Genomic DNA, 20,645 nt, shown 5'->3' on the forward strand with positions numbered 1-20,645 from the left:
GGCCTGGTCCCACGGCGTCTCCGTCGACTGGACCGCGCTCCTCTCCGCGTACGACGCCCACGGCGTCGAGCTGCCCTCGTACCCCTTCCAGCGCCGGCACTACTGGCTCCTCAACGAGCCCGCCGCCGTCGCCCCGCGCAGCGAGCCGCGGCCGTCGGAGCAGGCCGCCGCGCAGGGAGACCTGCTGGGCGTGCGGCTGCCGTCGTCGCCGCTCGCCCAGGCGCAGTTCGCCCCGCGTCTCGACGCGGTGGCGCACCCCTGCCTCGGTGACTTCGTGGTCGGCGGGCGGCCGGTGGTCAGTGCCGGTGTGCTCGTGGAATCGCTGGTCGAGGCGGTCACCGAACTCGCCGGGCCGGGGCCCGTGTCCGTCGAGGACCTGGACCTCCCCGTCGACCTGGTCCTCGAACCGGTCGGCATCGACCCGACGTCGGCCGGTGCCGAGCGCGCCGCGCAGCTCGTCGTGGACGGGGACCTGTTCCGCTACTACGCCCAGGACCCGTCCGGCGGCTGGCAGCTGCACGCGCAGGGCCGGGCCGCGTCCGGTGCGCAGGCCGCTCCCACGGTGGCGTTCGCGTCGGTGGGTTCGGGCCGCGAGCTGACGGGCGACGAGCTGTACCGGCTGCTGTGGCAGCGCGCGCTGTACCTGGGTTCCGCGGCCCGCTGGGTGGAGCGGATCCGGCTCGGCCGGGGCGAGGCCACCGCGGAGATCCGTTCCGCCCAGCCCGGCGAGGCGGAGCGCTACGTGATCCACCCGGGTCTCGTCGACGCCATGTTCCAGACGGCGCTCGCCTGCTTCCCGCTGGACGGTCCGGCCCTCGTGCCGGCCGGTCTCGACCGCTTCGTGCACTACGACCGCGGCGGAGTCCAGGACGGGCTCCGATGCCACGCCGAACTGTTCGACGACGGCACCCGGGCGCGGATCCGGCTCGTCACCGCGCAGGGCCGGCTGGTCGCCGAGGCCTGCGGCGTGCGGTTCGTCCCGGCCCTGAACCGGCCCGCGGCGGAGCCCTCGGCCGTCCGGGCGCCGGTGGCCGAGCGGGTGTCCCCGGCGGTGTCCGAGCCGCAGCGGCGGGCGACGGCCCCGGCTCCGGCCGTGGCGGAAGCCGCGGTGGAAACCGTGGTCGACGCTCCGGAGGTGGCGCCCGACGCGGTGCGCGCCCTCGTGACGCGGACCGTCGCCCAGGCGCTCGGCACCGTGGCGGCCCGGCTCGACGCCGGGCAGTCGCTGCAGGCGCTCGGGCTCGACTCGCTGATCGCGATGAAGATCCGGACGTCGCTGAACAAGGAGTTCGACGTCCTGCTGCCGATGACGGCGTTCCTGAACGGTCGCAGCACCGAGGACCTCGCCGGGGACGTGCTCGACGCCCTCGGCGCCGGAGAGGACGTCCCCGGCCCGGGAACCGAGGCGGAGGCGCCGCGGTCCGACGCCGAGGCCGCTGCCGTCGCCGCGTCCGGCGACGACGACGCCGAGCGCTACGAGCCGTTCGGCCTGACCGACCTCCAGCAGGCGTACCTCGTCGGCCGCGGTGAGGCCTTCGAACTCGGCAACACCTCCACCTACTTCCAGATCGAGATCGACCTGGAGAAGGTGGACCTGGACCGGCTCGGCGCGTCCTTCCGGGCGATGATCGAGCGTCACGACCAGTTGCGGGCCGTCTTCACCCCCGAGGGCGAGCAGCGGGTCCAGCGCGAGGTCCCGGCCTATGTGATCCGCGAGACGGACGTCTCCGGCCTGGCCCCGGAGGAGCGCGAGGCCGCGCTGACCGCCGTCCACGAGGAGATGCGGCACCAGGTCTTCGACACCGCCCGCTGGCCGCTGTTCGACGTGCGGGTGACCCGGATCGACGACACGGTGATCCGGCTGCACGCAGGCTTCGACGCCCTGATCATCGACGGCTTCAGCACCTCGATCCTGTTCAAGGAGTGGGCCGCGCACTACCGCGGTGAGACGCTGCCCGAGCTGGAGTTGCGCTACCGGGACTACGTGCGGCAGGCCCGTGAGCTGGAGGGCGGTCCCGAGTACGACCGGGCGCTCGCCTACTGGCGGGACCGGCTCGACACGCTGCCGCCGGCGCCTCAGCTGCCGCTGGCCGTGGCTCCGTCGAGCCTGGACCGGCCGGTGTTCAACCACCGTGGCGCGACGATCCCGAAGGACGAGTGGGCCCGCTTCAAGGAGCACGCTGCGGCGGCCGGGGTCAGTCCCTCCGCGGCGCTGTGCACCGCGTACGCGCAGGTGATCGCGGAGTGGAGCGCCACGCCCGACTTCTCGCTGAACCTGCTGTACTTCAACCGGCTGCCGCTGCACCCGCAGGTCGGTGACGTCATCGGCAACTTCTCCACGACCCTGATGCTGGAGATCCGCGACTCGGCCGAGGACACGTTCACCACCCGGGCGAACGAGGTGCAGGCCCGGCTGTGGAGCGACATGGAGCACAGCCAGGTCAGCGGTGTGCAGGTGCTCCGGGAGCTGAACCGGGCGCGTGGCGCCTCGGTGCGGGCCGCCGCGCCGGTCGTCTTCACGAGCCTGGTGAACTTCGCGGGCCAGCAGGACACGGAGCAGCGCGGGGTCGTGCAGTACCTCGCCGGGATCGGTGAGAACGGCCGGCAGGTGAGCAGCTCGGTCCGCACGCCGCAGGTGTGGCTGGACCACCAGGCGGTCGAGGAGGCCGGTGAGCTCGTCCTGAACTGGGACGTGATCGAGGAGCTGTTCCCGGCGGGCTGCGTGGACGCCATGTTCGCCGCGTACCAGCGGATGCTGCACGAGCTGTGCCGCGACCCGGAGGCCTGGCAGCGGCCGAGGCCGGCGCTCGTGCCGGCGGCCGACCTGGCCGTACGGGCCGGGGCCAACGACACCGACGGGCCCGTGCCCGACGGGCTGCTGCACGAGGCGGTGCTCGAGCAGGCCGAGGCCACGCCCGACGCGCCCGCCGTCATCTCGCAGGCGCTGACCCTGACGTACGCGGACCTCGACCGCAGGTCGAACCAGGTGGGGCACGCGCTGCGCGCCCAGGGGGCCGGTCCCGGCGACCTGGTGGCGATCGTGATGGACAAGGGCTGGGAGCAGGTCGTCGCGGCGCTCGGCATCCTGCGGGCCGGGGCGGCGTACGTCCCGATCGACGCCCGGGTGCCCGTCGAGCGGCTGCACGTACTCCTCGAGAGCGCGGGCATCGGCCACGTCGTCACCCAGCCGTGGGTGGAGGACACGGCGGACTGGCCGGAGGGTGTGGCCAGGACCGTGGTGCGGGCCGGTGACGAGGGCGACGACCGTCCGCTCGGCGAGTCCGGCGCCAAGCCGGGTGACCTCGCGTACGTGATCTTCACCTCGGGCTCCACGGGGCTTCCCAAGGGCGTGATGATCGAGCACGGCGCGGCCCTGAACACGGTGGTCGACGTCAACGAGCGCTACGGCGTCACGGCGGCGGACCGGGCCCTCGGGCTCTCCGCGATGCACTTCGACCTGTCGGTCTACGACGTGTTCGGACTGCTGTCGGTGGGCGGCGCCCTGGTGCTGCCCGAGCCTGCGGCGCACCGCGAGCCCGCCCGCTGGGCGGAGCTCGTCACCGAGCACGGCGTGACCGTCTGGAACAGCGTTCCCGCGCTGATGGAGATGTTCACCGAGCACGCCCTCTCCAACGGGCTCACCGGGCTGCCGGTGCGGCTCGTCATGATGAGCGGCGACTGGATCCCGGTGTCCCTGCCGGGACGGATCCGGCTGCTGCTGCCGGAGGCGGAGCAGTGGAGCCTGGGCGGCGCCACGGAGGCGTCGATCTGGTCGATCCTGCACCCCATCGGTGACGTCCCGGACGACTGCGTGAGCATCCCGTACGGCAAGGCGATGCGTAACCAGCGCTTCCATGTGCTCGACGGCTCGATGCGGCCCTGCCCCGTGTGGGTGCCGGGCGACCTGTACATCGCCGGGGTCGGTCTGGCCCGCGGCTACCTGAACGACGAGGCCAAGACCCGCGCCGCGTTCCTGCACCACCCGGTCACCGGCGAGCGTCTCTACCGCACCGGCGACATGGGGCGCTTCCTGCCGGACGGCACCATCGAGTTCCTCGGCCGGCTCGACTCCCAGGTCAAGATCCAGGGCTACCGGATCGAGCTCGGCGAGGTCGAGGCCGCGCTCACCCAGTGCGAGGGCGTGCGGTCCGCCGCGGTCGTCGCGGCGGGCGAGCAGCACGGCCCGAAGCGGCTGATCGCGTACGTCGTCCTCGACGAGGGCCGCGACGACACCGAGCAGCAGATCACCGAGGCCCTGCGCCAGGTGGTCCCTTCGCACCTGGTGCCGCAGCGGGTCCTCGTCCTGGACGAACTGCCGCTGAGCGACAACGGCAAGGTCAACCGGGCGGCCCTGCCCGCGCCCGACGAGATCGCGGCGGAAGGCGCCGGATTCGTCGCTCCCCGCGACGAGGTGGAGCGCCGGCTCGCCGAGATCTGGGCGGAGTTCTTCGGCGTCGGCGAGATCGGGGTGACCGCGAGCTTCTTCGACCTCGGCGGCGACTCGCTCCTCGCGGTGCGCCTCATGGCCAGGATCGCCCGCGGTCTGGGCCGCAGCCTGCCGCTGTCCACGCTCTTCGCCCGGCCGACCATCGAGCTGCTCGCGCAGGCGGTCCGGGAGGCCGGCAGCGGCGAGGAGGGCCGCAAGGCGCTGGTGCCGGTGCGCACGGGCGGTTCGCGGACTCCCCTGGTGTTCGTGCATCCGGTCGGCGGTGACGTGCTCTGCTACGCGGAGCTCGCCGAACTCCTCGGCGACGACCAGCCGTTCTACGCGCTCCAGCTGCCGGACACGGAGCTGACCAGCGTCGAGGCCATGGCCGCCCACTACACGGCGGCGGTCCGCGAGGCGCTGCCGGAGGGTCCGTACCGGCTCGGCGGCTGGTCGATGGGCGGCATCATCGCCCTGGAGATGGCGGCCCAGCTCACCGCTGCGGGTGCCGAGGTGGAGCTGCTCACGGTGATCGACCTGATGGTCGAGCCCGGCCCTGCCGAGGGGGCTCCCGTCTCGGACGAGACGCTGCTGTCCTGGTTCGCCCGGGATCTGGCGGGTCTCGCCGGTGTGGAGTGGGCACTGCCGCCGGAGGCCTTCGACGGCCGCCCGCCGGTGGAGGTGCTGCACGCCGAGGCGCGGGCCGCGGGGGCGCTGTCCGAGGACATCGACCTCGACACGCTGAGCGGCATCGCCGGCCGGTTCCGGAACAACTACCGGGCCCTGCTGCGCCACACGCCCAGCGGCTTCGCCGGCCGGGTGGTGTCGCTGCGGGCCGCGGACGGCGGTGCGACGGTCGAGACGGCGAACCGCTGGATGCGGTACTTCCCCGGTGACGCGACCCTCGTCGACGTACCCGGCGACCACTACACCGTGATGCGCGGCGAGCGGCTGCGCGTCCTGGCCGGTGAGCTGCGCCGGGCCCTCGGCGCCCGCTGATCCGGTCCGGCCGGGCCGCCGCGCAGGCGGCCCGGCCGGTCCACCCCGGACCGGCCCCGCCCGGTCCGGTCGATCCACCCCGGTCCGGTCCCGCCCCGGTCCGGTCGTTCACCCCGGACCCGGTCCCGCGGTTCCGCGGGCTCCAGGTCCAAGAAGTGAGGACATTCGGTATGCGAATAGATCAGGCCGACCCGGCGAGGCGGCCGGCGAGCACGCTGCCGGCCGAGGTGCCGGTCGCCGTCATCGGGGCGGGCCAGTCCGGGCTCGCCGCCGCGTACTACCTGCGGCAGGCCGGGATCGGCTGTGTGCTGCTCGACGCGGGCAGCGAGGTCGGCGAGACCTGGCAGCGCCGCTGGGAGTCGCTGAAGCTGTTCACGTCGGCGCAGTTCTCCGGGCTGCCCGGGCTGCCCTTCCCCGCCGCCGGCGCGCACTACCCCGGCAAGGACGAGGTCGTGGCGTATCTGCGGGAGTACGCCGAGCGGTTCGAGCTCCCCGTGCTCACCGACCACCGGGTGCTGTCGCTGCGCCGGGACGGCGACGGCTATCTGCTGAGCACCGCGCACGGCGACTGCCGGGCCGGGCAGGTCGTGATCGCGACCGGAGCGTTCGGCAGGGCGCGGGTCCCGGACTTCGCCGCCGCGCTGAGCCCGGACGTGCCCACCCTGCACACCAGCGAGTACCAGGGCGCCGGCCAGGTGCCGCCTGGCACCGTGGTCGTCGTCGGCGACGGCAACTCCGGACGGCAGATCGCCGCGGAGCTGTCGGAGACCCACAGCGTGGTGCTCAGCTGCAGCGAGGCCGTCTCGCCTCCGCTGCCGCAGACCGTCGTCGGCCGGGACATGTTCTGGTGGATGAGCGTCCTCGGCGTGATGAGCCTGCCGGTGAACATGCAGGCGCCCGACCCGATCGTCGGCGACCGGGTGCCCGAGCTCGTCGCGGCGGGCCGGATGCGCACCGTGGGCCGGATCACCGGGGCCGACGGCGCCGAGCTGCTGGTCGCGGACGGCGAGCGGGTCAAGCCGTCCGCGGTGATCTGGGCGACCGGCTACCGCACCGACTGGAGCTGGCTCGACCCGGAGATGCTCGACGAGGACGGGCAGCCCCGGCACACCGAGGGCACGGGGGTGCTGCCCGGCAGCCACTACCTGGGCCTCTACCGGATGCGTACCCGCGGCTCGGCGCTGATCGGCTTCGTCGGCCGGGACGCCGAGCGCGCCGCGGCCGCGATCACCGCCGCCGCGCACACCACGACCGCTGCTCCCACGGCAGAAGGCGAGCCGTCATGACCACCGTCACCACGACCGAACTCGACGTGCTCGGCGCGCTGTTGGCGTTCGACTTCATCGGGTTCGCACAGAAGTCCGCCGCTCTCGACCCGGCCGGCCCGGAGTACGGGCGGGGGGTCGGCGCGGCCTTCGGGATCGCGGCCCGCCGCCGCTTCCCGCAGGGCGCGACGGAGGGGGAGATCGGCGCGTACGTCGCGGAGTTCCTCGGGTCCCTGGAGGCGGGCGCGGAGGACTTCGACGCGGCGGCCCTGGAGTGTCTGATCGCCGACGGCCTGGCCGGGGAGTCGGCGCCGGGCGGTGCGGTGCCGGATCCCGAGCGGACGATGCAGGCCCGGCTCGTCCTGGCACTGCGGTTCGTACGGGAGCTGGGCCTCGGCCCCGACCAGCAGCGGGAGCTGCTTGCCGAGGCGGAGGGCCGGCCGGCGGCCTGAGACGCACGAGGCACGCGGGGGCGGCCCACGCACGGGCCGCCCCCGACCGGCGGAAGAGGCGGCGCCCCGGATCGTCCGGGGCGCCGCCCTTTTCACTCACGCACGGTCGGCCTCGGGCACCCAGACGTCGAGCGCCCCGTCCCCGTACTGCGCCCGCACCGCCCGCTTGTCGTACTTGCCGACGCTGGTCTTGGGCACCGCGTCGACGAAGGACCACCGTTCGGGTATCCACCAGCGCGCCACGCGCCCGGTCAGGAACTCCCTGAGCTCGTCCCCGCCGACCCCGGCGCCCGGCACCAACGACACGCAGGCCAGGGGGCGTTCCTCCCAGCGGGGGTCGGGCACGCCGACGACGACGGCTTCGAGCACGGCCGGGTGCTCGATGATCGCGTTCTCGAGCTCGATGGTGGAGATCCACTCCCCGCCGCTCTTGATGCCGTCCTTGAGCCGGTCGCTGACGACCACCCAGCCGCCCGGTTCGATGACGCCCAGGTCGCCGGTGCGCAGCCAGCCGTCGTGGAACTTCTCGGCGGAGTCCTCGGTGTTGAAGTACGAGCCGGTGACCCAGGGGCCGCGCAGCTCCAGTTCGCCCACCGACCGGCCGTCCCAGGGCTGTTCGGTGCCGTCCTCGGCGATCAGCCGGACCTGGACGAAGGGCATCACGCGGCCGCTCTTCGCGAGCCAGTCGAGCTCCTCCTCGTCGGGGGTGCCGTGCGGGGGGACGGCGAAGGTGGCGAGGGGGCTGGTCTCGGTCAGTCCCCAGCCCTGCTTGAGCCGGACCCCGTAGCGTTCGTGGAGCTGCTTGAGCAGGGCGCGCGGCGGGGTCGCGCCGCCGCAGCCGGCGAGGCGTACGGCGCCGAGGTCCAGCGGGTGCTGCTCGCCGTGGTGGACCAGGGCGTTCCAGATGGTGCAGATCGCCGCGACGGCGGTGGGCCGCTCCTCGTTGATGATCCGGGCGAGGTCCGGGGTGTGCAGCTGCCGGCCGTTCATGATCAGGTCGGAGCCGGCCAGCCAGGCGGCGTACGGCCAGCCCCAGGCGTTGGCGTGGAACATGGGCACGATCGGCAGGACGCGGTCGCCGTCGTGCATCGCGAAGCCGGCGCCGGCCGAGACGCCGAGCGTGTGGAGGGTGATGGAGCGGTGGCTGTAGGCCACGCCCTTGGGGTTGCCGGTGGTGCCGGTGGTGTAGCAGAGCGCCGCCGCTTCCCGTTCGTCCAGGTCGGGCCAGTCGTAGCCGGGAGTCTCGGCGGCGAGCAGCTCGTCCCAGCGGTGTACGGCGATGTGCGCGGGCAGTTCCACCTGCGGCGCGTCCCCGATGACGACGACGTGACGTACGCCGCCCAGCCGGTCCTGCAGGGGTGTCAGCATGTCCAGGAGGGTCGCGTCGACGAGGATGACGGCGTCCTCGGCGTGCTCGACGATGTAGCCCAACTGGTCCTGGTGCAGGCGCAGGTTGAGGGTGTGGAGCACCGCGCCCATGCTCGGGACGGCGAGGTACGCCACCAGGTGTTCGGGGGTGTTCCAGGCCAGCGTGGCCACCCGCTCGCCGAGTCGGACGCCGAGCCGGGCGAGCGCGGAGGCGAGCTGCTCGGCCTGGCGGGCGATGTCGGCGAAGGTCTGTAAGGACCGTGCGGTCGGCCCGTCGGCACATCGGACCACCCGGCTGTCCCCGTACACGCGTTGTCCGTGCGCGAGGATGTCGCGAACCAGCAGCTCGCGGTCCTGCATCGTGCTCTTCATGGTGCGGCCCCTTGCGAGTGCGCGATCGGATGGCGGGATCAGCCGAGGTACTGGATCTCTCCCAGCAGGGAGCTGCTGACGTGATCGTGGTCGAGCAGGTTGACGCGGGCGTTCATCTTGCCGCTGCCGGCCGCGAACTCGTAGTTGCCCGTGCCGCCGATGATCTTGAAGGTGCCGGTGGGGTAGACCATGGTGTCCGAGGTCAGCGGCGCGGTGAGCGCGTAGCTGATGTTGAGGCGGTCGCCGTTGGGCTGGGTCATCGTCGCCGTCCCCTTGATGTCGTACTTGCCGGGGATCGTCGCGGTGCACACCACCTCCGTCTGCGCCCAGGTGGCGGTGGTGACGGGTCTGCCGGTGGAGGTCCCCGTCCCGGTCACGTTGTACCCGTTGCAGCCCACGGTGTCGGGGTGCGGGGTCGCGACCACCGCGAAGTTGCTGGTGATCTCGACGCTGGGCAGGTAGGCCACGATGGCCGAAGGGCTGGTTTCGGCCGCGAAGGTGACGCCGGCCGTGCCACCGGTGATCAGTAGGGTTCCGGCCACCACGCCCGCTATGCGCGCAGACCAGTGACGCGTGATTCTTGCCATGTTCTCTCCCCCGAACTTGTGGGCTCTTGCCCAACTGCGCCCTTTTGAAGGGCTGTTGGGGACAGCTTCCCCGATCGAGGAGTCTTCCGTCGAGACGTTCGACACGTGCGTCGCGCACGGAAAAGCGGAGCCGGCCACGTCGATGACGAAGCCGGCTCCGCGACGGCGGCCGACGGCGGCGAGCCGCCTTCCGCCACTGGGTGACCCCAGGTCAGATCTGCCAGCGGAAGCCCATGGAGCCGGACAGGTTGGCGGTGACGTGAGCCTTGTCGAGCAGGTTGACGGTGGCGTTCATGTTGCCGCTGCCGACCGCCTCGTCGAAGGCGCCGTCCCCGCCGGTGATCGTGAACTTCCCGGTCGGGTAGACCATGGTGTCCGAGGTCAGCGGCGCGTTGAGGTGGTAGGTGAAGTAGAGGTGGGAGCCGTCGGTCTGGGTGATCGTCACCTTGCCGTTGATGTCCCACTGCCCGGCGACGGTCGCGGTGCAGGCGTCCTCCGTCTGCGACCAGGTGGCGGTGCCGTTGATCCGGTTGCCGGTGATGGTCCCCGACCCGACCACCTTGTAGCCGTTACAGCCCACGGTGTCCGGGTGCGTCGTCGTGGTGACGCCGTACTTGCCGACGGCGTCGAACGGGCTCGGGCCGGGAGGCGGCGTCACGGCGGCGTTCGAGACGCCGGTCGTGCCACCGACGACCAGGGCCGCTCCGGCCACCACGCCCGCTATGCGCGCCGACCAACGACGAGTCAGTGTTGCCATGTCTTCCCCCGCACTTGTCAGTTTGTGATGAACTCAGGCCACTTTTAAGCCTGTTGCCGATCAGTTTCCATGATCGAAGGCCGTTCCGTCGAGCCATTCAGGCCATCGGTTTTCACCGATCGCCACCCGGCCCCCACGGATGCTTCACAGTCGGACGACGCGCAGCACACCGGTCTGCATCGGGAGGGTGAACTCCCCGTCGGCGGTCTCCGGCCGACCCGCGAGGAACGCCCCGATACGGCCGAGCAGGGCCTCCCGCTCGGACTCCGGCATGACGAGCACCCCGGCCCGCGTCGCGAGCGTGGCCGCGAGCGATGCGGCGGTACGGCGCTGCCCGTGCGGGAACGCCCGCTGCTCCGGCGAGCCGAAGCACGCGGCCCCGCCGCCCTCGGGAAGGTGCATGTCCGTCGTCGCGGCGCGCCAGGCGGCGGGGGTGTCACGCGGACCGATGGCCGCGCTCCCGCTGATCCGCGCGAGCCCGGCGACCCAGTCGACCGCGTCGTCCATGACGTTCCACAGGCCGGCCAGAACACCCTGGGGCGCGAGGACCCTGGCGATCTCGGGGCCCGCGACGGCCATGTCGAACCAGTGCATGGCGTTGCCGGCCACCACGGCGTCCACCGACCCGTCCGGCAGCGGGATCGCCTCCGCGCTGCCCTGCAGGGCCTGCACGTCCGGCAGCGCGCGGCGCAGCTCGGCCAGCATCGCCGGGTCGGGCTCGACCGCGACGACCTCGGCGCCCCTCGCGGCGAGCGCGGCGGTGAGCTTGCCGGTTCCGGCGCCGAGGTCGAGGACCCGCGTGCCGGGCGCGGACGCGAGCGCCCAGTCCACCGCGGCCCCCGCGTAGTCCGGACGGTGCTCGGCGTAGGCGACGGCAGCCGCACCGAACGAGGAGGCGTGACGTAAACGTTCGTTCTGATCCATGGCGGCGACGTTAACGGCCCGCTCGGCGATTCGACCACCCTTTCGCCCCGGCGCTTCGCCGCAGGTCATGTGGGCGCGACTCGGGGCGAGTTGACCGAGGCCGGGCTTGTTGTCAGAGTGGACGACAAGATATTGTCCACTCTGACAACAGTGGAGGGCCATGCCTGCCGCACGACGCCGGCGCACCCCGGACGAGGCACGCACCGAGATCCTCGACGCCGCCACCGAGCTCATCGCCCGGCACGGCCCGGACGGTGTGGGACTGCGCCGGGTCGCCGAGGCGGTCGGGGTGACCCATGGGCTCGTCACCCACTACTTCGGGACCTACCGTGCCCTGGTTCGGGCGGTCCTGGAGCGCGAGAACGAACGCAAGCGGGAGCTCGTACGCGCGCGGATGCGGGCCGACGGCAGCGTGCCGTACGCGACCGGCATGACCGAGGTGCTCTTCGAGATCCTCGCCGACGAGCGGTACGTCCGGCTGTGGACCTGGTCCCAGCTCCACGGCTTGGCCGACGGAGCCGCCCCCGACTCCCCCACGAACCTCTCCCGCCTCGTCGACGTGATCGAGGAGGGCGTCCGCTCGGTGCTCCCCCCGCCCGAGGGCCCCGACCGGTCGCGGATCGAGCAGCTCGTCCTGCTGGCCATGTCCGGCGCGTACGGCTATGCCCTCGGCCGCCGCTACTGGCTCGCCGACCTCGGCCACGACCCCGACCGGCCCGAGCACGACACCGCCTATCGCACCGCCCTGTCCTCTGTCCTCGCCGCCTACATCGGAGGAGCGACCCCATGACCGCGCACGACCTGGACATCCTCGCCTCGGACCGCGAGCGTTCCGACGCCGAGGAGCGGCTGCGGGCCGCCGTCGAGACCGGCCGGCTGCCGCTGGCCGAGCTGGCGACGCGGCTCGACGAGGTGCACGCCTCCCGGACCCGGGGCGACCTGGAGGAGGCCTGCCGGGGCCTGCCGAGGCCCGGCCCGCGCGACGCGCTCGTGGTGGACCGGCGCCCGACCTCGGGCGGCTTCGTCGCGGGCGTCTTCGGCGGCTTCGAGCGGAAGGGCGCGTGGGTCGTGCCGCCCCGCATGACGGTCTGGTCGATGTGGGGCGGCGGCAAGATCGACCTCACCGAGGCCCGCTTCAGCGAGCAGGACACCGAGATCCGCGCCGTCGCCCTGTGGGGCGGCACCAGGATCGTCGTCCCGGAGGACATCGAGGTCGAGGTGAAGGGCTTCGGGCTCTTCGGCGTCTTCGACAAGCGCGCCGCGAAACGGATCGGGAAGCCGGGCACGCCCCGCGTCGTGATCAAGGGCCTCGCGCTGTTCGGAGCAGTCGTCACCCGCACCAGGAAGTGACACCGCCCCGGAAACCGGGTGCGGACCGCCGCTGCCGTGGTGTGTCATCGGCGTATGACGATCGCGCTCGGCACACCGGGAACCGACGGCCTCGACAGCGCCGTGGTCGCGCTGCGGGAGTGGCAGTACGAGGGGGCGCCGGCGCAGCTGCACCCCGGCGACCTCGGCTGGTACTGGCGGGCGGGCGCGGAAGCGACCGCACAGGCGGTCAGGACGTGGAGCCGGGACGGGCGGATCCTCGCCGTCGGGCTGCTCGACGGCCCCGGGCTGCTGCGGGTGACGCTCGCGCCGGACGCCCGGCGCGACGAGGAACTGGCCCGGCGCCTGGTCGAGGACGCGACCGAGCCGGAACGCGGGGTACTGCCCCCGGGAAGGGCGAACGTCGAGGCGCCGGCGGACGCGCTCGTCCAGGACCTCCTTGCCGAGGCCGGCTGGGACCTCGACGAGCCCTGGACACCGCTCCGGCGCGACCTCACCGCACCCGTGGAGGACCCCGGCGTACGGATCGAGGTGGTCGGCCCGGAGCGGGCGCACGTGCTCGCCGCCGTGCACCGGTCGGCGTTCGACGGGTCGCGGTTCACGGACGAGCGCTGGCACGCGATGGCGGCCGGAGCGCCGTACGCCGACGCCCGCGGTCTGCTCGCGTACGACGAGCGGGGCGAGGCGGTGGCGGCCGTGACGGTGTGGTCGGCCGGCCCGGGCAGGCCCGGCCTGCTCGAACCGATGGGCGTCCACCGGGACCACCGCCGCCGGGGCCACGGAAGGGCGATCAGCGTCGCCGCCGCGGCCGCACTGCGGGAACTGGGCGCGTCGAGCGCCCTCGTCTGCACCCCGAGCTCCAACACGGCCGCCGTCACGGCCTACGCGTCGGCCGGCTTCCGGCCGCGCCCCGAGGTCCGGGACCGCTGCCGGGCCGCCTGAGAGAGCCCGCGTATCACGGCGGGATCGCCTCGATCGTCGTCCTGAGGCGGTGCAGCGCGCCGCGGAGTTCGTCCGGGGGCGGTGTGGCCAGCGCGAGCCGGAGGGCCCGGGGGCGGTGGGGGCCGGTGGCGAAGGCGTCCGCGGTGGACACGAGGATCCCCTCCTCCGCGAGCGCCGCCGCCACGTGGTCGGGCCGCTGATGCGGCTCCAGACCGAGCCAGACGGTGTACGAGGCCGGGTGGGCCGTCACGTCCATGCCGGCGAGCGCGGCGCGGGCGATGTCCTGCCGGGCGGCCGCGTCCTCGCGGCGGGCCCGCTCCAGACGCGTCACCGTGCCGTCGGCCAGCCAGCCGGTGGCGAGCGCGGTGACGAGCCCCGGCGCTCCCCAGGCCGCCGCGCGAAGACTCCGGGTGACCCCCTCCACCAGGCCGCCGGGCAGCACGGCGAAGCCGAAGCGCAGTCCGGGAGCCGCGTTCTTCGACAACCCGGCCACGTAACAGGTGCGTTCGGGCGCGAGGGTGCGCAGCGGCGGGGGTGGTGACGGTTCGAGGAACGCGTACGTGCCGTCCTCGACGATCAGGCAGTCCCGCGACCGGGCGACGGCGACGAGCCGCTCGCGCCGCTCCCTGTCGAGCACCCAGCCGAGCGGGTTGTGCACGGTGGGCATCGTGTACACCGCGCGGACGGGCCGGTCGCGGCAGAGCCGGTCGAGGGCGTCGAGGTCGGGGCCCGTCGCGGTGACCGGGACGGGGGCGAGTTCGAGGCCGAGCGCGGAGGCGAGGAGCTTGATGCCCGGGTAGCTGAGCGCGTCGACGGCGAGGACGTCGCCGGGCCGGGTGAGCGCGCGCAGCACGACGTCGATCGCCTGCTGGGTCCCGCCGGTCAGCAGGACGTCCTGGGGCGCGGTGTCGATGTCCCGCTCCAGGAGGTACGTGGCCACGACGGCCCGGTCGCGCCGGCGGCCGCCCGGCGGGTGCTGGTACAGCAGTGCCTCGGCGTCCCCGGTCGCCGCAAGGGCGCTCAGGGCCTCCCGCAGCAGGTCCGTCTGCCCCGGGGCCAGGGGCTGGTTGAACGACAGGTCCGCCACCCGGGGCACCGGCAGCGCGCGCGACGGTTCGAGCCCGTCGTAGCCGGACCGCTCGCGGACGTAGGTCCCGCGGCCCGGCTCGCCCACGACCAGGCCCATGGCGGCGAGTTCGGCGTAGACCCGGGTGGCGGTGGCCAGCGCTATCCGCCGCTCGCGGGCGAGCTCCCGGTGGGTCGGGAGCCGGTCGCCCGCCGGGATCGCGCCGGAGCGGATCGCCGCGGCGAACTCGTCGACGACGGCTTTGTAGGAGGGCGGTCGCATGCGGCACCTGCGTCGGACGGGACGGACTTGTATCCAGGACAATAGATGGATCGTCCCGAAACGGGACTCCTAGCCTCGGTGCGACCGTCCGCACCAGGCGAATCGGAGGACCCGGCATGACTGTCCGCAGCGAGCGGGACGAGCACGTCGTCACGATCACCATCGACAGGGAACCCAAGCTCAACGCTCTCGACTACCCGACCATCGACGCGCTCCTCATCGAACTGGACCGCGTCGACGCCGACGACCGCGTCCGGGCCGTCGTGCTGACCGGCGCCGGACGCAGGGCGTTCAGCGCCGGCGCGGACATCCCGTCCCTGGCGGGCAGCATCGCGGGCGGGCCCGAACGCGCGCTGCGGGAGTTCGTCCGCAGGGGGCACACGCTCACCCGGCGCATCGAGGAGTTCCCCAAGCCGGTGATCGTGGCGGTCAACGGCCTCGCGTACGGGGGTGGTTGCGAGATCAGCGAGGCCGCGCCGCTCGCGATCGCCGCCGAGCACGCGACCTTCGCGAAGCCCGAGATCTCCCTCGGGTTCCCGCCGCCCTTCGGGGGTTCCCAGCGGCTGCCGCGCCACGTCGGCCGCAAGCGCGGCCTGGAGATGATCCTGACGGGCGATCCGGTCCCGGCCGCCCGGGCCGCCGAGATCGGCCTCGTCAACTCCGTCGTGCCCGCCGGTGAACTCCTCGACGCCGCACGGGACCTGGCCTCCCGCATCACCCGGCACGCGCCGACGGCCGTGGCGGCCTGCCTGCGGGCGGTCACCCGGGGCATCAACCTGCCGATCGACGAGGGACTCGCCGTCGAGGCGGCCTGCTTCGCCGCCACCGTGCCCACGGAGGGCGTACGGACGGGACTGCGGCGCTTCCTGGACCGCTAGGTCCTGTCAGCGCACGCCCTCCCACAGCAGCCGTTCCCGCGCGCGGGGGTCGTCGACCGGGGCGGACTCACCCGTGAAGGTCATCGTCGTACGGCTCGTCCTGTCGTACTCCTTCCAGCCGGGGTTGCCCGTCTTGGCGAAGGAGACCCACGCTCCGTGCACCGCGTCCGCGAGGGCCTGCGGCGGGTCGGCGCCGAGCAGGGGTCCGTACGACGGGTCCTCCAGGCGGTCGAAGACGAAGGGGAGTTCGAGCGCGTGGCAGGCGCCGAGGTCGCCGTCGAACTGCGGCGAGCGCCAGGCGAATTCGTAGAGGTACGAGCCCGGTACGGACTCGGCGAGGCGGATGGCGGGGATCCGGTAGAACCAGTCGGTGGCGACCGCGTCGAGGAGTTCGCCCGGCGTGGCGTCCGGGCGGGCGGCCCGGTAGACGGCGAGCGCCTCGTCCGGGTCGAGGCCGTAGGCCGCGGTCATGGCGCGGAGCGAGGACTCCGGGAAGACGTGGAGGCGCCGCGTCGGCACCAGGAACAGGCGGTACTCCTCGCGGTTGCTGCCGATCAGGAGGTCGACGCCGCAGCCCGGGCCCGGGAGGGCGAGGCCCGGCAGGACCGGTTCGAAGGGCATCATGTTGAGCACGGCCTCGCCCCATCGCGCCGGGTCCGGGTCGGCGCCCACCTCCGCACGCAACTCGGCCTGAGCCGGGAGGAGTTCTTGGAGTGGCACGGCCTCGAAGGCCTCGGGGGTCGGTTCGATCCCCAGTTTCTCCGCCAGGCGGGCCGCGATCAGCCGGGCCGACGCCGGGCGGAGGAAGTGGTGGCAGGCTCCGCTCTGCAGGATCGCCCGGTGGAACAGACCGCGGGCCGCTTCGTCGGTCAGCAGGGCGCCGATGCCCATGGCGCCCGCCGACTCGCCGAAGACGGTGATCCGGTCCGGGGCGCCGCCGAAGGAGGCGATGTTGTCCCGGACCCAGCGGAGCGCGGCGATCTGGTCGAGCAGGCCCCGGTTGTCGGGGCGGCCCGGGAGGTGCAGGAAACCGTCCGCTCCCAGGCGGTAGTTGAGCGTGACGCAGACGACGCCGTCCCGGGCGAAGGCGGCCCCGTCGTAGCCGGACGCGGAGCCCGAGCCGTTGCTGAAGGCCCCGCCGTGCAGCCACACCATCACGGGCAGGCCGGCGCCCGGCTCGGGGGCCGGGGTCCAGACGCCGAGGTTCAGGCAGTCCTCCCCCGGGATCGCGTTCTCCGGGATGAGGGCGTCGAAGGGCGGGGCGTAGGGGGCGTGCGGTGCCGTCGGCCCGTGAGCCGTGGCGTCGCGCACGCCCGTCCAGGGCTCGGGCGGGGCGGGCTCCCGCAACCGCCGTACGCCGAAGGGCGGAGCGGCGTACGGGATGCCGAGGAACGAGGTCACTCCGTCGGGGGAGGTCCGGCCGCGGACCTCCCCCTGCCGGGTGCGGCACACCGTCATGCCGACAGGACCTCCAGGAGCGCCTTGCCGAACTCCTCGGGCCGTTCGAGGTGGACGGCGTGCCCGGCGTCGGCCACGGCGACCTCCCGCACCGTGCCGCCGGCCGCGGCGTAGCGGTCGAGGACGTGGCGGGTCTGCGCCAGCATCGGCTGCGCCGGGGTGCCGTCCCAGCCGGGAACGGCGCCGATCGCGCCCAGGTGCGCGAGGTCGAACATCGAGGTGTCCGAGACGATGACGTCGTCCTCGCCCCGGATCCAGAGGACCGGCGGCTTGGGGTCGATCAGGTGCAGGTCGTCGACGCGGAAGTGGGTCGGGGCCATGCAGTTGAGGACGCCGCGGGTGCCGGGCGCGATGCCGGGCCAGGCGGTCGACGTCGTGCTGTCGCCCGGGTAGTGGTCGTCGCCGAGGCTCGTGGCGAGCATGGACTCGACGTAGGCGTCCTCGTGCTCGGTGCGGAACGGCGGCTTGACGTAGCAGGTCGTCAGGACGGTGCGCGGGGAGGCCGGGGAGTCCTGGCCGCGGTCGCCCTCGGCGAGCAGCCGGACGAAGTCCGGATTGGCCGTGCCGCCGCCGGAGCCCGCCCCGTCGGCGGAGTTGAGCGTGCCGTCCACGCCGTGGGTGCCGCCGAAGCCGTACGGGGAGACGGGGCTGACCAGGGTCAGGGAGCGCACCGCGGCCGGGTGGTCGCGCAGGTACTGCATGACGACGCCGCCGCCCATGGACCAGCCGACCAGGTGGGCCCGTTCGATGCCGAGGGTCGTGAGCAGCTCGTGGAGGTCGTCGGCGTAGTCCCGCAGGCCGCGTGTGGCGTCGACGGGCAGCGGGTCGGTGCCGCCGAAGCCGCGCAGGTCGACGGCGAGGGGGCGGTACGGGGCGGGGATCGCGGCCAGGGTGGTGTGCCAGAACGCGGAGGAGGAGACGTTGCCGTGGACGAGGACGACGGGTTCCCCCTCGGTCCTGGCCTCGGTGATCTGCTGGGTGAGCCGGCCGGTGGCGACACGGCGGGTGTGGAGCGTGGTCATGTACGGGAATCCTGTCCTCTGGTCCGTCAGGAGAGCCAGGTCGCGACCTGGGCGGAGGCCGCGCTGTTCCAGCCCAGTTCCAGGTGGTTGGCGGTCGCGATGGTGGCCGTGCCGCCGACGGTGGGGATGCCGGTGGTGTCGAGCGCGCTGGAGATGAAGACGACTCCGTCGCTGGGTCCGCGGTTCTCGTTGAAGATGCCGAGGACGTCCGCGGATCCGCCGGCGAGCAGGTAGGTGGTGACGGAGGCGGGGACACCGGCGCTGTGCAGCGGGCCGATGAGCGATCCGGCGTCGATGGCGGCCTGGATGCCGGCGCCCGCGGTGTAGAAGCCCTGGCCTCCGTAGTACGTCGTGTACCAGTCCTGGGCGGCGCCGTCGACTCCGTACACGCCGTCCCAGCGGGCGAGCATCTGGCGCTGGCCGGGGTAGTTGTCCTGACCGCCGGCCGGGGTCATGGAGAACTCGGGGTGCGCGGTGTAGAGGCCGTAGCAGGTCATGTGGGAGTGCGGGGAGGGTGCGTTGATCTTGCCGCCGCACTCCGGCCAGATGGAGAAGTCGTGGGCCCAGCCGTGGGCGTACGGGTAGTCGTAGCCGCCGTTGGGGCCGCCGAGGGTGATGAGGCGGCGGACGTCGCCGGCGTACGGGCGCCCCCAGGCGGGCTTCAGGGAGGAGACGTACGCGCGGGTCGACATCTGGCCCTTGCTCCAGCCGACGAGGTCGACCTTGTCGACGCCGAGCTTCGCCTTGATGACGGCGATCGCGTCGCCGACGATCTGCGCCTGCATGAGGTTGTCGCCCTGCTTGTGCGCGAAACCGACGGCGAAGACGCGGTGGCCGCGCCCGGCGAGGTACTGCATGAGTCCGGTGGACGGGCAGGACGCGGCGCCGCAGCCGTAGCCGCCCGATTCGCCGGGGTTGGCCCAGGCGCGGTCCGCGGTGTCGTTCGCCCCGTGCACGAGGAGGACGGGTGTGGTGCGGCTGCCGGTGTTCCAGCCGGGGGCCGAGTACAGCAGGAACCGGGCGGAGGAGGGCCGGGAGACGCCGCCGAAGTACGTGACCCGCTTGCCGTCCTGGTCACCGCGGCCGTCCGCCGGGTAGCCCTCGGTGCGGAAGCCGCTGGTCGTGTCGAGGTAGCGCTCGACCTTCTCCCAGCCGTTGGTGACGGTGCCGGCTCCGTAGCCCGCCTCCAGGGTGAGGTACGGGGGCGGCGTGGCGGCGGTCGCGGGCGGCGCCGTCAGGGCGGCCGCGAGGACCCCCACCACCGCGAGGATCCGGGCTGCGCGCCGTCGCCACGGGCTCCCCGGGCTCCGTCTGTCGTCGGCCATGCTCCGGCCTCCCCCGCTCGTGCGCCCTCGGCGCGTCCTCCCGGTGCCCGTCCTGGCACCGGGAGCTGCACACGTTAGGCGGGCGGGAGGTCAGCGGGGCATGTGGTCACGCCATACAAAGCGAGAGGTGCGTATGAGGGGCACCTACACGGCATCGGGCCGGAGCTTGTCGCCGTCGGCCCCGGGCGTCGGGCCGTTGCCGTGTGCGGGGCCCTCCGTCCGGCCCGCCGCATGAACCGACGCCTGGTCCGCCGACTGGTCCGTCGACTGGTCCGTCGTCCGGTCTGCCGACCGGCTCGCCGCACGCGCCGCGTGCGCCGCCAGGATGCCGTCGAGCAGCGCGTCGAGGCCGTCCGTGAGCTCCTGGTAGCCGCCCTTCTCGGCCATGGCGGGCGCGGTCTCCCGCAGCCGGGGGAGCTCGCGGGCCGGCATCAGGTGCAGGCCCAGGCGGAACGCGGGATCGGGCTCGTCGGGGTTCTCGACCATGGCCCGCAGGTCGCTGAAGATGTAGCCGAGCACCCATCCGGTGACCGCCCGGTAAGCGGTGACCACGCCCTGTTCGTCGAGCCCGGCGCGGTCGAGGAGGGTCAGGACGCGCTCGTGGGCCTGGAGGACGGCGAGGGGGCGGCGGGCCAGCGGGACGGCGAGCAGCCGGGTGGCGAGCAGGGGCACGACGTGCGGGTGGGCGAGGGCGATCCGGTACAGGGCGCAGGCGCCGCGGAGGAGCTCGGCGCGCCATTCGGGCAGGTCGGCGGCCTTGCCGAGGGGGGCGGGCTCCTCGCGGGCGAGGTCCTCGTACAGCTCGGTGTAGAGCTGCTCGACGAGACCGTCCAGGAGCGCGTCCTTGCTGGGGGCGTAGCGGTACAGGGCCATCGCCTCGACGTCGAGCTCGGCGGCGACCCGTCGCATGCTCAGGGCGGACAGGCCCTCGTGGTCCACCAGGGCGAGGGCGGCGGCGAGCACCCGTTCGCGGCTCAGCCGGCGCCGGCCGCGGCGGCGCTCCGTGGCGTGGCCGATGTCCACCTTCCTGCGGTCCGGCTGGGTACTGCTGACCATGGCACGCCTCCGGGCTCGGCGTCGCACTTGCGACTGCTCCCGACTATATCCGAATGATCCCTAACCCATACGTTTACCATGTAAGTGGACATTCATTGACAGGTGGGACACCTCGGAGCAATATGTATGTTTAAAAC

At 73.3% G+C, this 20,645-nt stretch carries 16 protein-coding genes; 7 read left to right on the forward strand and 9 right to left on the reverse strand.

All coding sequences use genetic code 11. The features are described from left to right. The 3 genes from ACFYX3_RS34860 to ACFYX3_RS34870 form a co-directional block, all read left to right on the forward strand. On the forward strand, nucleotides 1-5,425 hold a 5,425-nt coding region (locus ACFYX3_RS34860), incomplete at its 5' end, for an amino acid adenylation domain-containing protein (protein ID WP_389022349.1). A 170-nt stretch (nucleotides 5,426-5,595) separates the two neighbouring features. Further along, the gene (locus ACFYX3_RS34865) at nucleotides 5,596-6,711 is read left to right on the forward strand and encodes an NAD(P)/FAD-dependent oxidoreductase (RefSeq protein ID WP_359513932.1); all 1,116 of its coding nucleotides are present in this window, start codon (nucleotides 5,596-5,598) and stop codon (nucleotides 6,709-6,711) included. Further along, nucleotides 6,708-7,142, forward strand: coding sequence for a hypothetical protein (locus ACFYX3_RS34870; protein ID WP_389022354.1), 435 nt, complete (start codon nucleotides 6,708-6,710; stop codon nucleotides 7,140-7,142). Before ACFYX3_RS34865 ends, ACFYX3_RS34870 begins: the two co-directional genes overlap by 4 nt. 96 nt (nucleotides 7,143-7,238) lie before the next feature. Here ACFYX3_RS34870 and ACFYX3_RS34875 read toward each other — a convergent pair whose 3' ends face one another. From ACFYX3_RS34875 to ACFYX3_RS34890, 4 genes are all read right to left on the reverse strand, one after another. Then, complete coding sequence (locus ACFYX3_RS34875) at nucleotides 7,239-8,882, reverse strand: long-chain fatty acid--CoA ligase (protein ID WP_389022357.1); 1,644 nt, start codon at nucleotides 8,880-8,882, stop codon at nucleotides 7,239-7,241. A 38-nt stretch (nucleotides 8,883-8,920) separates the two neighbouring features. Next, on the reverse strand, nucleotides 8,921-9,469 hold the full coding sequence (locus tag ACFYX3_RS34880) for a hypothetical protein (RefSeq protein ID WP_389022360.1): 549 nt from the start codon (nucleotides 9,467-9,469) through the stop codon (nucleotides 8,921-8,923). Nucleotides 9,470-9,680: 211 nt separating this feature from the next. Further along, entirely contained in the window at nucleotides 9,681-10,226 is a 546-nt protein-coding gene (locus ACFYX3_RS34885) for a hypothetical protein (protein WP_389022363.1), read from the reverse strand. A gap of 144 nt (nucleotides 10,227-10,370) precedes the next feature. Then, entirely contained in the window at nucleotides 10,371-11,150 is a 780-nt protein-coding gene (locus ACFYX3_RS34890; RefSeq protein ID WP_389022366.1) for a class I SAM-dependent methyltransferase, read from the reverse strand. Nucleotides 11,151-11,310: 160 nt separating this feature from the next. On the opposite strand from ACFYX3_RS34890, the gene ACFYX3_RS34895 reads away from it, so the two are divergent. The 3 genes from ACFYX3_RS34895 to ACFYX3_RS34905 are packed head-to-tail and all read left to right on the forward strand — an operon-like array spanning nucleotide 11,311 to nucleotide 13,421. Next, nucleotides 11,311-11,940 carry a TetR/AcrR family transcriptional regulator gene (locus ACFYX3_RS34895; RefSeq protein WP_389022368.1) on the forward strand — a complete coding sequence of 210 codons (630 nt, stop codon included), beginning with the start codon at nucleotides 11,311-11,313 and terminating at the stop codon, nucleotides 11,938-11,940. After that, complete coding sequence (locus ACFYX3_RS34900) at nucleotides 11,937-12,500, forward strand: DUF1707 domain-containing protein (protein WP_116162608.1); 564 nt, start codon at nucleotides 11,937-11,939, stop codon at nucleotides 12,498-12,500. Before ACFYX3_RS34895 ends, ACFYX3_RS34900 begins: the two co-directional genes overlap by 4 nt. 54 nt (nucleotides 12,501-12,554) lie before the next feature. Beyond that, nucleotides 12,555-13,421, forward strand: coding sequence for a GNAT family N-acetyltransferase (locus tag ACFYX3_RS34905; RefSeq protein ID WP_389022371.1), 867 nt, complete (start codon nucleotides 12,555-12,557; stop codon nucleotides 13,419-13,421). A gap of 13 nt (nucleotides 13,422-13,434) precedes the next feature. On the opposite strand, the gene ACFYX3_RS34910 is transcribed toward ACFYX3_RS34905, so the two are convergent. After that, nucleotides 13,435-14,769, reverse strand: a complete 1,335-nt coding sequence (locus tag ACFYX3_RS34910; RefSeq protein ID WP_389022374.1) for a PLP-dependent aminotransferase family protein — start codon at nucleotides 14,767-14,769, stop codon at nucleotides 13,435-13,437. Between the two features lie 116 nt (nucleotides 14,770-14,885). Between ACFYX3_RS34910 and ACFYX3_RS34915 the strand changes: the two genes are divergently transcribed. Continuing rightward, nucleotides 14,886-15,647, forward strand: a complete 762-nt coding sequence (locus ACFYX3_RS34915) for an enoyl-CoA hydratase-related protein (protein ID WP_389022377.1) — start codon at nucleotides 14,886-14,888, stop codon at nucleotides 15,645-15,647. A gap of 6 nt (nucleotides 15,648-15,653) precedes the next feature. On the opposite strand, the gene ACFYX3_RS34920 is transcribed toward ACFYX3_RS34915, so the two are convergent. The 4 genes from ACFYX3_RS34920 to ACFYX3_RS34935 form a co-directional block, all read right to left on the reverse strand. Continuing rightward, a complete protein-coding gene (locus ACFYX3_RS34920; RefSeq protein ID WP_389022380.1) occupies nucleotides 15,654-17,105 on the reverse strand; it encodes a carboxylesterase/lipase family protein in 1,452 nt (483 codons plus the stop codon). Then, a complete protein-coding gene (locus tag ACFYX3_RS34925; RefSeq protein WP_389022383.1) occupies nucleotides 17,102-18,127 on the reverse strand; it encodes an alpha/beta fold hydrolase in 1,026 nt (341 codons plus the stop codon). The genes ACFYX3_RS34920 and ACFYX3_RS34925 overlap by 4 nt, the downstream gene beginning before the upstream one ends. Nucleotides 18,128-18,153: 26 nt before the next feature. Beyond that, entirely contained in the window at nucleotides 18,154-19,452 is a 1,299-nt protein-coding gene (locus ACFYX3_RS34930; protein WP_389022386.1) for an esterase/lipase family protein, read from the reverse strand. A 144-nt stretch (nucleotides 19,453-19,596) separates the two neighbouring features. Then, nucleotides 19,597-20,508 carry a TetR/AcrR family transcriptional regulator gene (locus tag ACFYX3_RS34935; protein WP_389022389.1) on the reverse strand — a complete coding sequence of 304 codons (912 nt, stop codon included), beginning with the start codon at nucleotides 20,506-20,508 and terminating at the stop codon, nucleotides 19,597-19,599. Nucleotides 20,509-20,645 lie beyond the last annotated feature (137 nt).

The organism is Streptomyces sp. NPDC002463 (assembly GCF_042889835.1).
Classification (GTDB): Bacteria; Actinomycetota; Actinomycetes; order Streptomycetales; family Streptomycetaceae; genus Streptomyces; species Streptomyces nymphaeiformis.

Excerpts from the sequence above, each read along its gene's own strand:
- ACFYX3_RS34865 (WP_359513932.1), top strand. The coding sequence starts at position 5,596 with ATGCGAATAGATCAGGCCGACCCGGCGAGGCGGCCGGCGAGCACGCTG.
- ACFYX3_RS34870 (WP_389022354.1), top strand. The coding sequence starts at position 6,708 with ATGACCACCGTCACCACGACCGAACTCGACGTGCTCGGCGCGCTGTTG.
- ACFYX3_RS34875 (WP_389022357.1), bottom strand. The coding sequence starts at position 8,882 with ATGAAGAGCACGATGCAGGACCGCGAGCTGCTGGTTCGCGACATCCTC.
- ACFYX3_RS34880 (WP_389022360.1), bottom strand. The coding sequence starts at position 9,469 with ATGGCAAGAATCACGCGTCACTGGTCTGCGCGCATAGCGGGCGTGGTG.
- ACFYX3_RS34885 (WP_389022363.1), bottom strand. The coding sequence starts at position 10,226 with ATGGCAACACTGACTCGTCGTTGGTCGGCGCGCATAGCGGGCGTGGTG.
- ACFYX3_RS34890 (WP_389022366.1), bottom strand. The coding sequence starts at position 11,150 with ATGGATCAGAACGAACGTTTACGTCACGCCTCCTCGTTCGGTGCGGCT.
- ACFYX3_RS34895 (WP_389022368.1), top strand. The coding sequence starts at position 11,311 with ATGCCTGCCGCACGACGCCGGCGCACCCCGGACGAGGCACGCACCGAG.
- ACFYX3_RS34900 (WP_116162608.1), top strand. The coding sequence starts at position 11,937 with ATGACCGCGCACGACCTGGACATCCTCGCCTCGGACCGCGAGCGTTCC.
- ACFYX3_RS34905 (WP_389022371.1), top strand. The coding sequence starts at position 12,555 with ATGACGATCGCGCTCGGCACACCGGGAACCGACGGCCTCGACAGCGCC.
- ACFYX3_RS34910 (WP_389022374.1), bottom strand. The coding sequence starts at position 14,769 with ATGCGACCGCCCTCCTACAAAGCCGTCGTCGACGAGTTCGCCGCGGCG.
- ACFYX3_RS34915 (WP_389022377.1), top strand. The coding sequence starts at position 14,886 with ATGACTGTCCGCAGCGAGCGGGACGAGCACGTCGTCACGATCACCATC.
- ACFYX3_RS34920 (WP_389022380.1), bottom strand. The coding sequence starts at position 17,105 with ATGACGGTGTGCCGCACCCGGCAGGGGGAGGTCCGCGGCCGGACCTCC.
- ACFYX3_RS34925 (WP_389022383.1), bottom strand. The coding sequence starts at position 18,127 with ATGACCACGCTCCACACCCGCCGTGTCGCCACCGGCCGGCTCACCCAG.
- ACFYX3_RS34930 (WP_389022386.1), bottom strand. The coding sequence starts at position 19,452 with ATGGCCGACGACAGACGGAGCCCGGGGAGCCCGTGGCGACGGCGCGCA.
- ACFYX3_RS34935 (WP_389022389.1), bottom strand. The coding sequence starts at position 20,508 with ATGGTCAGCAGTACCCAGCCGGACCGCAGGAAGGTGGACATCGGCCAC.